Consider the following 13,241-nt stretch of genomic DNA (forward strand, 5'->3'; position numbering starts at 1 on the left):
CATCAATCCAGTTGTCCGATGGTGCCCGTCCGCAGGGGCCCGGCGCGCCGGTAGGTGAGCAGCGCCACCCCGTTGGGCGTGATTCGGGACGCGGCCAGTTGCAGCATGCGAGGCTGCGTTCCCGCTCCGAAGAGGCGCCGGCCGCTGCCCAGCGTCACGGGGATGACGTGCAGGTGCAGCACGTCCACCAGGTCATGCGCCAGAAGGGTCTGCAGCAGGCCGCCACTGCCATGCACCTGGAGCTCGCGGCCGGGCGAGGCCTTGAGGCGGCGCACCGCCTCGACCGTGTCCGCCTCCAACAGCGTTGAGTTCGCCCACTCCACGCGGCGCAGGGTGGTGGACGCCACGTACTTGGGCAGCGTGTTGAGCGGCCGGGCGATGGGGTCGTCCGGCGTCGTCACGCGCGGCCAGTAGCCGGCGAAGATTTCGTACGTCCCGCGCCCGAGCAGGAACGCGTCCGCGCGGGAGAAGATGTCGACGATGTGCGCCCCCATCTCCTCGCTGAAATGGGGTTGCACCCAGCCGCCATGGGTGAAGCCGCCGCTCGTGTCCTCCTCCGGACCTCCTGGGGCCTGCACCACTCCGTCCAGCGTCACGAACTCCGTCACCGTCAGTTCCATCGTCGCATCCGTCCCTTCCGGGCAGTCCCATTGCCCGTCCAAATTGGCGACGAATGGGCCACGTGCGGATCGACATGCCTGTTCGGGCGGGTGCCACCGGAGAGGCAGGCATGCGCTGGCTCAGGGCGCGTGAGCGCTTCTCAGTCCAGATCCTCCAAGGCCAGTTCTATCTGCTCGCGGTAGAGCGGCACTGACTCCACAGCGAGGAGATCCCCCAGCAGCTGTCGTGCTCCGGCCTTGTCACCCGCTCGCACGAGGTCTCGCGCCTTCATCTCGGTGATGTTCAGCCGGGTGGAGCCCTCGCGAATTCGCCCGCGCGCCTCGCGCAGCAGCGCGGTCGCGGTGGCCACGTCCTGGATGGCTGCCTGAGCGTCGGACTCGGGGATGGACACCTGCTGAGCCGTGCGCAGCAGCAGGTCGCGAACCTCGGGAGTGAGCACCAGCGCTTCTCCCGCCTCCACGCGCGAGGCCAGTTCCCTCACCGGGTCCCAGTCGATGTCCTCGGTCATGCTCAGTGACCACCCTTCCTCTTCCGGCACTTGTCCCGGGGCCAGTCGCCCTGTTGTCCCTCGCAGTACCGGAAGCAGTCGTAGCAGGAGCCTGACCAGTGGTCCTCCTGGCATTGCACGTAGGTCTCCAAGCAGGCGCGTTTCCACTCCGGAAGGTCTCGAGAGAGCTCCTCGGCGGCGCGGGTGAACAGGAGGATGTCCTCGGCCTCCAACTCCGTGGCACCACAGCGAGCAGGATTGCCTGGGTGAGTCTTCACGCAGCAGCTGACGGTGGAGTCCTGGGGACCGCACTGCGCCTGGGCCAAATACACCGCGGTGGCGCTGGGCTGGGGGGCGCTTACCCGCGCATGGGCGCCGCCACCACAGCCCACACCCAAGAACGCGAGGGCCGCCACGAGCATCCCCATGAATCGAGTGTTCCGATTTAGCATGTATTACATGCCAGTCTTTACTTGAGCCGACTTCGCGCCAAATGGGTGCGCTTGAATCGAGACGCCGACGTTTTCCGTTGCCCAGGGCGACGGGCCTGTACTGGCTCAGGGCGCGGGCAGGCCCGGGGCCAGCGCCGAGCGCACGTTGGCGTCGGTGAAGGTCGTGCCCCAGACGGCGTTGATCTCCTGGGCGATGAAGGCGGCGCCCGGCTGGAGCGTTCCCAGAGAGGGTTCGAACATCAGCACGCGCGGATCGGTGAGCTCCAGCAGGCGGGGCACCACGTCGCTTACGTCGCGGCCCTGCTCCTGGGAGGCGCGCACGCCCTGCAGCCACGTGCGCACGGTGCCCTGTGCGTGGGGGACGTAGAGGGGTTGCTCCGCCGCGCCCAGCGTCACGAAGAGGTGCCCCAGGCTCAGCGTGATGACGACGCCGCCATGCGCGCTGAGCAGCGGTCCGTGGTCCGGCGGCAGGGTGTTCCAGTCCACGGCCGGGAGGTTCTGGAAGTACATGGGCGTGAAACGCTGCGGGGCCTGGGCGACGAGCACGCGCGTGTGCTCCACGGGGATGAGGGTGTCCCAATCGTCGTGGAGGATGAGGAACGGCGTCTGGACCGTGCTGGCCAGGTGGGCGGCGGTCCAGCGCGTGTAGTCCGTGCCGGGGGTGACGGGGTCGCCGCCGGTGGTGGCGTAGATGCGGCGGAAGTAGGGCTCGAAGAACTGCTGGTAGCGCGAGCGCATGGCCGGGTCGCTCACGCGCGCCGGCACCCATCGACTCACGTAGTCCACCTCCGCGGCGAAGTCGGACAGCGGGGACAGGGCGACGCCCACGGCGGGCACCACGGTGGAGGGGGCGTCCGCCGCGGCGTAGAGCGCCTCGTAGCCGCCCCAGGAGCCGCCGAAGATGCCGATGCGCGTGGTGTCCACGTTGGGGGCCTGGGCCAAGAAGCGCATGCCGGCGTTCATGTCGTCGCGGTCATTCTGGAGATCGCCGCCCGCGTAGAAGCGGCCGAAGACGGCGAGCACGCCGAAGTCATGGAACAGGTGGATGAAGGCCTCGCCCGCGATGAGCTCCGGCGTGGTGGGCGTGAACGCGATGGGGGACGAGCCCGGCCCGTAGTGTGGCTCGCTGTCGTCCGGGTGGATGCCGGCGCCGCGCGTGGCCCACTTCGCGTCCACGGCCTCACCGGTCCAGGCGATGCCGTCGTAGGGCTTGGTGAGCACCACCGTGGGGGACACGCCGGGCTTCCGGGGCGGGAACCACTGCGCATAGGTGGCGGCGCGGCCGGGCACCTCCAGCTTGAGCAACTGGTAGGGCCACGTCTGACCCGCGGCGTTGAGCTCCCCGGCGCCAAGCTGCGTCACCTGGACCGTGCCTGGAGCCGTCTGCGTTTCTTCCGGGATCTGGCAGGCGTTGGTGGACGGGCTGGGGTTGCTGCAGCACGCGGTGGGGAGGGTGCCCAGGAGGGAAAGGGCCAGGAGCGTGGTCGGGAGGAAGCGCATGTCCCAGCAGACACCGCGGCGCGGAAATTCTGAAAGCGTCCCCGTCCTTTCCGGACGAGGATGGCGGCACATGGACTACCAGGCGGTGTTGTCGGAGGTCTGGGACGCGGTGCGGCCGGTGGTGGGGCAGGGCCGCGTGGCGACGTACATCCCGGCGTTGGCGGCGGTGGACCCGGGCCGCTTCGGCATGGCGCTCGCGACGGTGGAGGGGGACGTGTACGGCGTGGGGGACTGGCGCGAGCCGTTCTCCATCCAGAGCATCTCCAAGGTGTTCACGCTGGCGCTCGCGCTGTCGCGGGACGGGGACGCGCTGTGGAAGCGCGTGGGCAAGGAGCCGTCGGGCAATCCGTTCAACTCGCTGGTGCAGCTGGAGTACGAGCAGGGCATCCCACGCAACCCGTTCATCAACGCGGGGGCGCTGGTCATCACGGACCGGTTGCAGCGGCTGACCGGGGATGCGCGCGGCACGCTGCGGGACTTCCTCCGCGCGGAGAGCGGCAACCCGTCCGTGGACTTCGATCCGATCATCGCGGCGTCGGAGGCGGATCACGGCCACCGCAACCGAGCGCTGGCCCACTTCATGGCGAGCTACGGCAACATGGAGAGTGCAGTCCCGGAGGTGCTGGAGCACTACTTCTGGCAGTGCTCGCTGGCGATGAGCTGCGCGGACCTGGCCCGGGCCTGTGGTTTCCTCGCCCGGCATGGGCAGCGCGCGGACGGGTCGAGGCTGCTCACTCGCAGCCAGGCCAAGCAGGTCAACGCGGTGATGCTCACCTGCGGCACGTACGACGCGGCGGGGGAGTTCGCCTACCGCGTGGGCCTGCCGGGCAAGAGCGGCGTGGGCGGGGGCATCATCGCCGTCATCCCGAACCGCTGTGGCCTGTGCGTGTGGAGCCCCGGGTTGGATGCGCGGGGCAACTCGGTGGCGGGCGTGGAGGCGCTGGACCGGTTCACGACGCTGACCGGCCTGTCCATCTTCTGAAGGCCGCGGCTTCAGCGCAGTCCGTCCAACAACGTGGCCAGCTTCTGGGGCTGGGACGCGAAGGGCGAGTGTGACGTGTCCAGTGTGTCCACGGTGAAGGCGTTGCCGGGTGTGAAGGCGTCCGCCTCGCGGATCATCAGGTCCTGGAGCGCGGGGACCAGGGCGCGGTCCTGGGCGCAGCGCAGGTAGCTGCGTGGGATGCGGCCCCAGCGCTCCTTCGTGGCGCCGACCTTGCCAATCCACAGGGACACCGGGATGTCGGGCGTGAGCGTGAGCGCGAAGGGCAGGAAGGCTGCTTCGTCCACGTCATAGTAGAAGCCCGTGCGCAGGGCCTCCCGGTACGCCGCATCACCGCGCGGATTGATCCGCACCGCGCCCAACTTCGCGGCGTCGCCAATGAAGAGTGACGCGCTGTAGGGCGTGTGGGCCTCGGGCAGTGCGCCGTAGCCGCTGGCGCTCTGGAGGCGCAGCGGGACGTAGGCGCTCAGGTACACCAGTCGGCCAATGAGGTGCGGGGCCTTCTCCGCCGCGCGGGTGATGACAGTGCCACCCGCGCTGTGGCCCACGAGCACGGGCTTTGCGCCGCCCTGGAGCTTCTCCAGCGCGGCGACCACCGCGTCCGCGCAGTCGTCCAGCGTGACGTCGGCCAGGGGCGAGCGCTCCTCCTTGAAGCGCGCCGCGTCGCCTGTGAGGTAGGACACGGGGAAGCGCGCGTTGAGTCCGTGGCCGGGCAGGTCGATGGCCACGACCTGGTGTCCCTTCGAGGTGAGCGCCTCCGCGACACGCGTCCAGTGCAGGGCGTTGTGCCACGCGCCGTGGACCAGAAGGAACGTCCGGGGCCTGCGTGGCGCCTTCGCGGGCGTGGCCGCGAGCCCGAGGCCTGGCAACAGCCCCGTGCCCACGAGGGCTGTCTTCATCACGTCACGACGGTTCATGAGGGACTCCTTCGTTGGGGGGAAGCAGGGCCATGAGCCGCTCGCGCAGGCGGGCGAGGTCGAAGAGCTGTCGCTCCACCTCCGCCAGACGCTCCCGGTGGGCGGCGAGCGCGTCCGGGCAGATGGCGTCCGTGACCTGCCGGAGCATGCACGGCGGGAAGGTGGCGATCTCCTCCAGGGAGAAGCCCAGGCGGATCATCCTCGCGACCTGCATGACCTGGGGGACGGCGACCTCGTCGAAGTCGCGGTAGCCGTTGTCGCGGCGGTGGGAAGCGACGAGCCCCGCCTTGTCGTAGTGGCGGATGGACCGCGCACTGCTGCCCGTGCGCCGGGCGAGTTCTCCGATGTTCATCCTGCGCTCCTGAATCCGGATGCCAGGACCCCCAACATCCATGGGGCCCCTCCCGGTCGAGCCGGTTCAAAACCTGTCCTACTGTCGGACAGGTTTCCGCGGTCCGCTCCCGGCGGGCAGACCCGGTCGGGTTCTTTCCTTCTCATTCCTGAAGACTCCATGGCCGAGAGCTTCGGGCCTGACACTGGTGTCAAGGTCAAGACCCCGGCGGGGGAATGTGACCGCGATGTCCCCACGGGATGTCCGACCGCGATCTACGGTGCGCCGCGTGAGCCCGTCTTCGCCCGTGCCCCGTCCGCGTCCCGCACTTCTCACGCTTGCCTACCTGGCCTTCGTCAGCCTGGGGTTGCCGGACGCGGTGCTGGGGGTTGCGTGGCCGTCGCTGCGCAGCGCGTTCGGCCTGTCGCAGGCGACGATGGGCGCCATCCTGGGGACGGCCGCGGTCGCGTACTTCATCTCCGGGTTGCTCGCGGGCCGGCTGATGCGCGCGATGAACCTGGGGCTGCTGCTGGCGCTGAGCACCGGCTCGGTGGCGCTGGGGCTCACGGGCTACGCGACCGTGCCCCTGTTCGTGCTGTTCCTGGCCGCCGCCTGCTTCATCGGCTTCGGTTCGGGCGCCATCGACTCCGCGCTCAACAACTACGCGGCCCAGAACTTCGGACCCAAGCACATGAGCTGGCTTCACGCGGCCTACAGCGTGGGCGCCGCGGTGGGGCCGGTGTTGATGACCGCGCTGCTTGCTCGGGGGGCGGGTTGGAGGACCGGCTATGCGGTCCTCGCCGTGGTGCTGGGGACGCTGGCGCTGACGTTCCTGTTGATGCGCCGGTTGTGGGACGCACAGGTGGCGGCGCCCGGCGAGGAGCCTCGCGCGGAGGTGCCCACCGCGTCCGCCATGGAGGCCGTGCGCCGGCCCCGCGTGTGGCTGCAGATCCTCACGTTCTTCTTCTACACGGGCGTGGAGGTGACGGCGGGCCAGTGGAGCTTCACCGTGCTCACCGAAGGCCGGGGCCTGCACACCGCCGCGGCGGGCACCTGCGTGAGTATCTACTGGGGCAGCCTGCTGGTGGGACGCGTGCTGTCAGGCTTCGTCGTCGAACACATCGGTCCGGTGCGGATGCTGCGCGCGAGCACGGTGCTGGCGGTGGTGGGCGCGGCCCTGTTCGCGATTCCCGCCGTGCCGCCCGCGCTGGGGCTCGCGTTGCTGGGTCTGGCGCTGGCGCCCATCTTCCCGGCCCTGATGTCGGTGACGCCGCGCCGCGTGGGCCTGGATGTCTCCGCGCACGCGGTGGGCTTCCAGGTCAGCGCGGCGACGGCGGGCGTGGCGGCGATTCCCAGCCTCGCGGGTGTCATGGCGGAGCGATGGGGCCTTCAGGTCATCGCTCCGTACATGCTCGGGGTGGCCGTGGTGCTGGCCCTTCTGCACGGCGTGCTGTCCGCCGTGGCGGACCGTCCCCAACTCTCCCGCTGAGCGCGGACCTCAGCTCCCGGCCGGAAGCTCCGCGCTGCGCAGTGTCTTCGGGCCCTGCTCCGTCCACTGCGACAGGCGCAGCGTCGCGCCTCGCGCCGAGGCGTGCGGCTCCACCTCCACGAAGGTGAAGCGCTGCTCCAGCTTCGCGTGTTTCTGTTTCGCCGGGTCCAGCGACGGATTGACCTGGAGCTCCGCGAGGTATTCGCCCCATTCCTCGTCGGAGGCCTCCGGGGCGGGGAGCCGCAGGAGGGAGATCCACGTGCCGGTGTTGGCGTAGAGGGGGCCGTTGCCCTCGTGCCAGCGGGCCGCGTGCGTGTGGCCCATCACCACCGCCTGCGGGTTGTACTTCTTGCCCAGCCGCGCGGTCTCCGCGAGCTCGTCCTTGCCGGGCTCCAGGGCGAAGTAGTCCGTGCCGGTCCTGCCAGCGACCGCGCGGTGCAGGCGTGCGTAGAACGCGAACCCCGCCTTGGCCAGCTTCAGCCGGGCACGGCCCAGGGCCTCCGGGTTGTCGAAGGCGTTGAGCTTCTCCGGGTCGAGCACCGACAGCAGGGCGTCCACCTCGTCGTCCTTCAGGTCCACTCGCGCCAGGCTGCGCGCCAGGTGCACGTCCGCGTCCGACCCGCCCACCGCGTCCATCGGTTCGAGCGCGAAGGCCGGCGCGAGGCCCCGGTTGTCCAGCAGGCGCCGGATGAGCGTGAGCGTCCCCGCGTTGAAGAGGACCCGGAGCGCGTCGGGCTTCACGCCGAGCGCCACCATCACCGCGCCCTCGAAGTCCGGCTTGAGCAGGTCCATGTACCGCATGCGGTGCTGGTGCTTGAGCGGGTTGAGCAGCGTCTTCACCAGCACGGAGCCCGGCGGATAGCGGAAGCGGTTCGCTCGCTCCGACGATAGGAGCGAGTCGTAGTCGATGCGGTTCGCCACGTCGGTGTGCTCGCCGTGCGTCACCAGCACGCGCGAACCGCCGACCTCCAGTTGCAGGGGGGCAGTGCCGTCCCGGAACTCCAGCCGCGAAGCGATGTCCTTGGGCTGGCCCAGCGCGGAGCGGATCACCTCCTGGACGTCCGGAAGCGCCAGCTCCAGGTCGTGGTTGCCCACCACCATCGTCGCCCGGCCCCCCGCGGCCAGCACCCGCCCGAGCGCCTTCAGCGCGGGCGCGGTCGCCGCGGACGTCACCAGCGCGCGGGCCTGCTCCAGTGTCCGCTTCGGGTCCACCGCCAACGGGTCGTCGTTGAGCAGGAAGTCGAAGCTGTCCCCGTTGAGGACGACGTGGGTGGGCGTGCGGGTGAAGGAGTCGAAGAGGGCGGGCAGCTCGACGGCACCCGCGAAGATGTCGTAGGGGCCACCGTTGCCGAGGTGGAGGTCGCTGAGAATGAGCGTTCGCATGGGTCGATGCTCCTTTCAGGGAAGCGACTGCAGGTCGTTGTGCCGGATGCTCACGGCGGGATCGCCGAGCACCACGTAGTTGCGAGCGTCGTTGCGTTCGATCCACCGGTGCAGCAGCTCGCGAGGCTGGAGCTTGCCGTTGGACGTGTTGGCATCCAGGTGCGTCAGCAGGATGTTGTTGGCGGCGGAGAACCGGTCGCGGAAGTCGCGCAGCGCGTGGCCCACCGGCACTCCCGCCATGATCTTCCAGAGCGTGTTGCGGAACGGGTGGATGGTCGTCTGGGTCATCTGCAGGGGCTTGATGGAGAAGCCCCACGCCCGCTCCACGTGGCCGATCACCGCCAGCGCGCCGCCGTTGGGATGGGCCAGGAGCCGCCGGGGCAGGGCCGCGACGAAGGGAGCACTCGCGAGCGCGTCACCGCTGCGCGAGGCATGGAGCGGGAACTCGTCGTTCGCGGGCGTGCCCATGCCGAAGCAGGCGAAGAAGAACGCCACCAGGCCATGGAGCCGCGCGTCGTCCTGGATGTCCGACGCCGCCACGTAGTGCGCGGGGGCCATCGCGCCAAATCCGGCCCAATCCTGGCTCAGCAGGGCGCCCTGTTTCGTGAGCTGGAGCGGATCGTTCGCCTTGAAGCCCACGCCATGGGACGCGGTGAAGAGCACCGCTGGGCGCACGTCGCGGCCATGGAGCGCGGCCAGCAACCATTCGCGAGTTGCGTCATCCTCGATGGCCTCACGGCTGGCGAAGCGGGCCTTCGCGGCGACCGTCTTCGACAGCTGGGGAGGGTGATCCAACGGCGCACCACGGGCGAGCGGAGCGACGAGGTTGTCCGCGCTGAGCTCCGTCGAGCGGTCCCCAGGGTGCTTGGGTCCCCACCAGTTCACCTGCCGGTGATTGGGCACGGAAGCGCCCGTCTCATACGCCACCACGCTGTCCGCATAGCGCCCGTACTCCGCGGGCGTGTCGAAGGAGAGCCGGCCCACGGCGTACGACAGGGAGAGCGAGTGCTGCACGTCGAACGGGATGACGTCGGGCCCGCCCACGAGCAGGAGGTAGTAGGGAACGATGCTCGGCTCCACGTCGCCGATGGGCGCTCCGTGCCGCTCCAGGAACTGATGCGCCGTCTCACCGGGCTGGTAGGTGAGGACGTGGCACCGGTCCGCTTCTTCCATGCGCTCGCGCCGATGGGCGATGAGCGGCTCCAGGCTCTTGCGAAGCTCCTCGGAGGCGGACGCCGGGAACACCACGCCCCAGCCGGCCTTCGTGTAGTCCTCCGGAGGCGCGTCGGGCGGCAGGCCGAAGCTGAGACGCATGGGGAGGAACTCAAGCCACTTCCTCCACGCTTCGAAATACGCGGCCTCACCCCGAGGCTCCGCCACCTCCGCGGCCGCGGGCAATGCGATGGGCGGCACCAGGTACTGCCCGGTGACGCCATCGATGCCGTTGAAGACCAGCGGATCTTCCGGGCTGGCGATGGGGCGCTCCACGTTCACCTCCTCCTCGCCATCCTAGGCGTCCCTGCTGACCTGGAAAGAGCGGACAGGGGCCCGGCTGTCAGGCCCCTGGCGTTGGCGGCGGCGGATGTCGCGTGGCGGGCTCGCTCTCCGACCCCGAGGCCGACCTGTCACCTGGTCCACGGTCTCCTCGTCCTCTTGGGCAGGGGGCCGCCCGTTTCGTGGTGGCAATCCCTTATGCCGCGTTCGGATCCCGCTGGACTTGTGGCGTGCAGGCGCAAGTCATTGTGGAGTGTCTGACTTTGACCTGATGCGTCTGGCATTGCGGGGCGTGTCTGTGTTCACGTCCGCTCCGCGTCCGGCGCACATGGCTCCCCTCGCCATGACCGTCCGGACGCGAGGGAGAACACTCATGACGAAGAAGCCCAGTTTCCAGGATGTGGTGGAGGGCTGGCTGGCCGGCAATGAGGAGTCCCAAGGCATGACCAACCCCGCGGGACCGCTCTTCGTGGGAGGTGAGCGCACCGAACAGGCGCTCACCGAGTCCAACCTGGTGGCGGACACGGGCTGCAGCAGCTGCACCGCGTCCATCGACGTCCACTGTTGTTGATGCCAGCGGGCGGCTCCCGTCCGCCCGTCTGAAGCATCCCTCCGGCGCCGCATCCCGGTGCCGGAGGGCCTTCCGAGAAATCCCCTCATCCGGTCCCCACCCCCAAGGGAGCCCCACCCATGGTGCATGAGCAAGCGTTGACGGTCACCGAAGTCCCGCCCGCCGGGTGGCTCGCTCGCCCCGTGAACGTCTTGCTGGCGCCGCAGCTGGAGACGCTGTCGGAGCGGCTGGCTCGGATGGCGGACCTCTCCGCCCGGGAGCGCGAGGTCGTGGAGACAGCGGCCCGGCAGGCCCTGGGCTTCAGCGCCCAGCTCAAGCTCAACCGGGTGTTGCTCCTGGAGCTTCACGCGGCGGGGTTGGAAGGGTGGCTGGACGCCACGGACTCCGAGGGCCGGTGGAACCAGTTCCTCGACCGGGCGTGCACGTCCGGCTTCCACGCGCACCTGCGCGAGCGCTATCCGCCGCTCCTCGACCGGTTGGCCACCGTGGGCCGGCTCCATGCCCAGGCGGTGTTGCGGCTCGCGGAGCGCTTCGTCGCGGACCGGGACGCACTGTCCGCCTTGCCAGGCAAGCCTCGCGGCGCGCTGAAGCGGCTGCGGCTGGGCGAGGGCGATGCCCACCGGGGCGGCCAGACGGTCGCGTTGCTCGAACTGGAAGAGGGGCAGGTGCTCTACAAGCCCCGGTGCATGCGCGTGGACCGCGCGCTGGAGGGGCTGCTGTCGAGGCTGCTCGCGCCGGATGACGCCGCCACGCGCATCCGCGTGCCGTCCGTGCTGGTGCGCGCGGGCTATGGCTGGGCGGAGTTCGTGGAGCACCGCTTCTGCGAGGGCGAGACCGAGCTCGCGCGCTTCTACCGGAACCTGGGCCACTGGCTCGCGGTGATGCGCCTGCTGGGCGGCACGGATCTGCACTCGGAGAACCTCATCGCGCACGGGCCCGTGCCGGTGGTGGTGGACGTGGAGAGCCTCTTCACCCCGGACCCGCCCGTGCCCCCGGCGGAGCGTGGGCTGGCGGTGGACCTGGCGGCGAAGGCCATCCGGGGCACCGTGCTGCGGACGGGACTGCTCCCCGTGCGCAGCGGAGGCCCGGGCCTGGGCGGATTGGACATCTCCGCGGCGGGTTCACTCCCGGGCCAGCAGCCGCGCATCCACGTGCCCACCATCGTGGGCGGCGGCTCGGACGCGGCCCACCTGGGCATGACGTGGGTGGAGCGTCCGCCGTCGAGGAACCATCCCAGCCCGGAGCCCGTGCTCGCGCGGCACTGGGATCAGGTCGTCGGCGGCTTCCGGGAGCTCACGTCGCGGATGAAGTCGCTGGACGCGGACGGAGAGCTGCGCCCGCTGCTGGAGCCGTTCATGGGCGCGGTGGTCCGGCGCATCCTGCGGCCCACGCAGACCTATTCGGAGCTGCTGCGCATGCTCTGGCATCCGGCGTCACTGCACGACGCCCCGAAGGCCCGCGAGAAGGCACACGACGTGATGCGCCGCAACGCGGAAGTTTCTCCCGGTGCTCCGTCCTCGACGCCCGTCATCGAGGAGGAGCTCTCGGACCTGTGCGTGGGCGACATCCCCGTGTTCACGCTGCCCGTGACCCGGAGCGTGATCGACGCCACGGTGGAGGCGTGGCGTTCCGTGGATGAGTCGCTGGAGGAGATGACCATCCAGAGCACGTTGATCAGCGCCTATCTCAACGAGAAGGCCCTGCCTCCACGCGTCCCCGCGCCTGTCACTTCAGCGCGCAAGGAGCGCCTGGATGCGCGGCGCCGGGCCCAGCTGTCCACGCTGGTCCGCCGCGTGCGCGACGCGGCCGTGCGGGGTCCGGACGGCACAGTGACGTGGATCAGCCCGGTGCTCGCCGAGTACGGCTGGGCGGTGCGGCCCCTCTCCGCCGAGCACTACAGCGGGCAGGGCGGCGTCGCGGTGGTGCTGGCCCAGTACCTGCGCGAGGTCCACCATGGCCGTGCGGACGCGGTGGAGGGACTGCCCGCGCTGCTGGAAGGCACGCTCGCGGTGCTGCGAGCCACGGAGGACCGCGTGCCGGTGAAGTCGCCGGGTGGCTTCTCCGGGCTCGCGTCGCAGGTGTGGATCTGGTCCACGCTGCACGACCTGGGCACCGTCCCCGGCGCGTTGGACCGGGCCCGCGAGCGCGCGGCGGTGCTGACGCCCCAGGTGCTGGATGCGGACGGACTGCTGGAGGTGCTGGGCGGCGTGGCTGGCGTCATCGTCCCGCTGCTCAACCTGGTGGACCAGACGGGCGAATCGAAGTGGCTGGACATCGCGGCGCACGCGGGGCAGCGGCTGGAGGACACGGCGCGGAGCGTGGCGGGGGACGCGCGGTGGTCCACGTCGATGTTCCCGGAGCCCATCGGCGGCTTCGCGCACGGCACGGCGGGCATTGGCTGGGCGCTGGCTCGGCTGGGCCTGAGCGCGGCGGGGACGGCGGCGGACCGGCGCCGGTGGCGCAGCCTGGCCGAGCGCGCCTTCGACTTCGTGGACGGGCTCTACCGGCCGGACGTGGGCAACTGGACGGACCTGCGCCGCCCGGACGCCACGGATCAGCTGACGACCTGGTGCCACGGGAGCACGGGCATCGGCCTGGCGGCGGCGGACCTCTTCGCGCGCACGGGACTGCCGCGCTACGAGGACCTGTTCCAGCGGGCCCGGGCCGCGGCTGTGCGCGAGGGCTTTGGCTGGACCCACACCCTGTGTCACGGCGACCTGGGATTGTGGGAGCTGATGGAGACGGCGCGGCGGCTGTCCTCGGAGCCGCTCGGGCAGGAGCGGGAGACGCTGGACGCGGAGCTCATCTCCGGCCTGGAGGCGCGGGGGCCGGTGGCGGGGCTCGCGCGTGACGCCTTCTCGCCCGGGCTGATGGCGGGGCTGGGCGGCGTCATCCACACACTCTTGCGCATGCACCCGGAGAGCCGGATCGCGTCGCCGCTGCTGCTGGGGCGCGCGCGGGACCTGGACCCGGACGCGGTCTGACGCGTGCGTCAC

At 70.4% G+C, this 13,241-nt stretch carries 11 protein-coding genes; 4 read left to right on the forward strand and 7 right to left on the reverse strand.

Going from position 1 to position 13,241, the window contains the following annotated elements:
• Positions 1-2: 2 nt before the first annotated feature.
• The 3 genes from GTZ93_RS28020 to GTZ93_RS28030 form a co-directional block, all read right to left on the reverse strand.
• On the reverse strand, positions 3-620 hold the full coding sequence (locus GTZ93_RS28020) for a dihydrofolate reductase family protein (RefSeq protein WP_139922048.1): 618 nt from the start codon (positions 618-620) through the stop codon (positions 3-5).
• Positions 621-760: 140 nt separating this feature from the next.
• Positions 761-1,129, reverse strand: a complete 369-nt coding sequence (locus GTZ93_RS28025; RefSeq protein ID WP_139922046.1) for a DUSAM domain-containing protein — start codon at positions 1,127-1,129, stop codon at positions 761-763.
• 536 nt (positions 1,130-1,665) lie between these two features.
• On the reverse strand, positions 1,666-3,060 hold the full coding sequence (locus GTZ93_RS28030) for an alpha/beta hydrolase family protein (RefSeq protein WP_139922043.1): 1,395 nt from the start codon (positions 3,058-3,060) through the stop codon (positions 1,666-1,668).
• Between the two features lie 70 nt (positions 3,061-3,130).
• Here GTZ93_RS28030 and GTZ93_RS28035 point away from each other — a divergent pair, with 70 nt between their 5' ends.
• A complete protein-coding gene (locus GTZ93_RS28035) occupies positions 3,131-4,042 on the forward strand; it encodes a glutaminase (protein WP_120580796.1) in 912 nt (303 codons plus the stop codon).
• Between the two features lie 11 nt (positions 4,043-4,053).
• Here the strand turns inward: GTZ93_RS28035 and GTZ93_RS28040 are convergent, their stop codons facing one another.
• Together GTZ93_RS28040 and GTZ93_RS28045 are read right to left on the reverse strand one after the other, a co-directional pair.
• A complete protein-coding gene (locus GTZ93_RS28040) occupies positions 4,054-4,977 on the reverse strand; it encodes an alpha/beta fold hydrolase (protein ID WP_139922041.1) in 924 nt (307 codons plus the stop codon).
• The gene (locus GTZ93_RS28045; protein WP_120580798.1) at positions 4,964-5,329 is read right to left on the reverse strand and encodes a MerR family transcriptional regulator; all 366 of its coding nucleotides are present in this window, start codon (positions 5,327-5,329) and stop codon (positions 4,964-4,966) included. Before GTZ93_RS28045 ends, GTZ93_RS28040 begins: the two co-directional genes overlap by 14 nt.
• 268 nt (positions 5,330-5,597) lie before the next feature.
• Here GTZ93_RS28045 and GTZ93_RS28050 point away from each other — a divergent pair, with 268 nt between their 5' ends.
• Positions 5,598-6,797, forward strand: a complete 1,200-nt coding sequence (locus tag GTZ93_RS28050; RefSeq protein WP_257979444.1) for an MFS transporter — start codon at positions 5,598-5,600, stop codon at positions 6,795-6,797.
• 9 nt (positions 6,798-6,806) lie between these two features.
• On the opposite strand, the gene GTZ93_RS28055 is transcribed toward GTZ93_RS28050, so the two are convergent.
• Both GTZ93_RS28055 and GTZ93_RS28060 read right to left on the reverse strand, forming a co-directional pair.
• Positions 6,807-8,180, reverse strand: a complete 1,374-nt coding sequence (locus GTZ93_RS28055) for a metallophosphoesterase (RefSeq protein WP_139922037.1) — start codon at positions 8,178-8,180, stop codon at positions 6,807-6,809.
• Positions 8,181-8,195: 15 nt separating this feature from the next.
• Positions 8,196-9,668 carry a hypothetical protein gene (locus tag GTZ93_RS28060; RefSeq protein ID WP_139922035.1) on the reverse strand — a complete coding sequence of 491 codons (1,473 nt, stop codon included), beginning with the start codon at positions 9,666-9,668 and terminating at the stop codon, positions 8,196-8,198.
• A 379-nt stretch (positions 9,669-10,047) separates the two neighbouring features.
• On the opposite strand from GTZ93_RS28060, the gene GTZ93_RS28065 reads away from it, so the two are divergent.
• Positions 10,048-10,245, forward strand: a complete 198-nt coding sequence (locus tag GTZ93_RS28065; RefSeq protein WP_139922033.1) for a DUF6229 family protein — start codon at positions 10,048-10,050, stop codon at positions 10,243-10,245.
• Between the two features lie 119 nt (positions 10,246-10,364).
• Positions 10,365-13,229, forward strand: coding sequence for a type 2 lanthipeptide synthetase LanM family protein (locus GTZ93_RS28070; protein ID WP_139923673.1), 2,865 nt, complete (start codon positions 10,365-10,367; stop codon positions 13,227-13,229).
• The last annotated feature ends 12 nt before the right edge of the window (positions 13,230-13,241 follow it).

The sequence above is a fragment of the Corallococcus exiguus genome (assembly GCF_009909105.1).
In the GTDB taxonomy this organism is placed as follows: Bacteria; Myxococcota; Myxococcia; order Myxococcales; family Myxococcaceae; genus Corallococcus; species Corallococcus exiguus.

Excerpts from the sequence above, each read along its gene's own strand:
- GTZ93_RS28045 (WP_120580798.1), bottom strand. The coding sequence starts at position 5,329 with ATGAACATCGGAGAACTCGCCCGGCGCACGGGCAGCAGTGCGCGGTCC.
- GTZ93_RS28065 (WP_139922033.1), top strand. The coding sequence starts at position 10,048 with ATGACGAAGAAGCCCAGTTTCCAGGATGTGGTGGAGGGCTGGCTGGCC.
- GTZ93_RS28070 (WP_139923673.1), top strand. The coding sequence starts at position 10,365 with ATGGTGCATGAGCAAGCGTTGACGGTCACCGAAGTCCCGCCCGCCGGG.
- GTZ93_RS28055 (WP_139922037.1), bottom strand. The coding sequence starts at position 8,180 with ATGCGAACGCTCATTCTCAGCGACCTCCACCTCGGCAACGGTGGCCCC.
- GTZ93_RS28035 (WP_120580796.1), top strand. The coding sequence starts at position 3,131 with ATGGACTACCAGGCGGTGTTGTCGGAGGTCTGGGACGCGGTGCGGCCG.
- GTZ93_RS28030 (WP_139922043.1), bottom strand. The coding sequence starts at position 3,060 with ATGCGCTTCCTCCCGACCACGCTCCTGGCCCTTTCCCTCCTGGGCACC.
- GTZ93_RS28040 (WP_139922041.1), bottom strand. The coding sequence starts at position 4,977 with ATGAACCGTCGTGACGTGATGAAGACAGCCCTCGTGGGCACGGGGCTG.
- GTZ93_RS28020 (WP_139922048.1), bottom strand. The coding sequence starts at position 620 with ATGGAACTGACGGTGACGGAGTTCGTGACGCTGGACGGAGTGGTGCAG.
- GTZ93_RS28025 (WP_139922046.1), bottom strand. The coding sequence starts at position 1,129 with ATGACCGAGGACATCGACTGGGACCCGGTGAGGGAACTGGCCTCGCGC.